1 protein-coding gene and 2 pseudogenes are annotated in these 1,593 nt (G+C 43.9%); all 3 read right to left on the bottom strand.

The genetic code is table 11. The features are described from left to right. A pseudogene (locus ACFE90_RS22555) lies at positions 1-453 on the bottom strand (hypothetical protein); the annotation flags it as partial. 41 nt (positions 454-494) lie between these two features. Continuing rightward, positions 495-1,203, bottom strand: a pseudogene (locus ACFE90_RS22550) (IS1 family transposase). A gap of 102 nt (positions 1,204-1,305) precedes the next feature. Then, the coding region (locus ACFE90_RS22545) for a hypothetical protein (protein ID WP_375504486.1) at positions 1,306-1,593 on the bottom strand (288 nt) is incomplete at its 5' end.

Genomic DNA, 1,593 nt, shown 5'->3' with positions numbered 1-1,593 from the left:
CCAAACCGAGCCGTCGCTTCCCACGCCAATATCAGTGGCGAAACCTGGTAATTGCTGCCACGTAGGACCACCACTCGCAGGGACGATAGCTGTTATGCGGTTTCCATCACGCTCGAAGTAACCATCATAAGCCCAATTAATATAACCGCCATCACCTAAGTTTTCTAACCAAAAGGGATCACCAATTTTTGAGAAGTAGATTTCATAGCCAATACTCTTAATATCTGCAAGAAAATACAACTCTTCATGCTGATGTATAAAAATACCATTTCGATTATGTTTTGTGTGAATAATTACTACATTGTAATCAGGATACCTCTTTCTAGCTTCGGCTACAAAACTTTGAGTAAAATGAGTTCGCTTACTATCTAGATCGAAAATGTCTGCAAGGAGTTCAACAGTTTCAGTCACGAAATCTTCTATGATTTCAGCAGTGAAAGGAAGAAACGCCATAGTTAAACCTCATTGTTTTCCTAATTTAAACTTTGGTAGTGCTAAACAAGTAATGATGCGTTGTAGTAATGGATGAAATACCAAATGGCACCAATGTGATTCTCCAAAAATTTGGAAAAGGACAAGGTTTTTCGGACTAGGCGAGACACCCGTTGCCTTAAGGTATTATTGAATCGTTCAATGTAGCTGGTAAAACCAGTTTCTTTACCAACAGCTCGATGCCGTTTGCTGGGTAGAACTGCTTCATATGCTGCCCAAAAATCCGTATATGCAACCGTGCATTGGCGATATACCGGAGGCAAGGATTCCCACAAGAAAGTGTGCTGCGGCTTCAGAGCGTGCGCCAATGTAAACGCCAACAATAGAAGCGAGTACCTGCATCTTGTGCCAACCAGATCCACTGCTTGTTCTCTTTATTGTCTACGAAAGAGCATAATTCATCACATTGGATCGTGAGCCTCCCTTTTTTTTGGGCGTCACCTGTACGCTTCGAGGCACCTGCGCATATTTCTCATTGACGTAGGTCTGTAACCATTGTTCAGAAACCTGTGCCGCACGAGCAATTTCAGCAAGCAAAATACGTTCTAACAACAATCGATCAATGAGTTCTGGCGTTGCTTGATCAATCACTTTTTTTCTTGAATGTTCAACGAACTGCCGTCCACGGTCATGACATTTGAACCGCTGTTTACCGTTGTGGATACGACCATTCTTGACAGTTTGAGAAGACATGCTTGCTTGGGCAGGCATGAGAGGAAACCATCACCAAAAAGTTCTACTTCTCCATCATTACATCTTGGGCGCTACCCCGCCGACCTGTACTAGCTCTTTCGTCCCTCCATCAGTGTTGATTTAGAATGGGTAGTTTATTTCCGCCTTTGGCATTGTCAACTTAATGATCCGATACTGAGGAAAATCAGGTGGCGGGGGGAGAGTTGGCGAACCTAAATCCGGGGAGGGAGTTGGCGAACCTAAAACAGAAGTTACAGGTCCTAAATCTTCTGATGGCCATCGCTGTTGTGCGTCAGTCATTACTTGTATAGTTTCCTGTATTTGCTGTATAACATCTTCGGCTTGACGTTCACACTCTTGACTGTCAGGATCAGGATTTGGACCTGAACCTGGACCCGGACCCGAACC

The sequence above is a fragment of the uncultured Nostoc sp. genome (assembly GCF_964245445.1).
GTDB lineage: Bacteria > Cyanobacteriota > Cyanobacteriia > Cyanobacteriales > Nostocaceae > Nostoc.
Note: the sequence above shows the minus strand (reverse complement) of the source record. Positions and strands in the feature narration are given on the sequence as shown.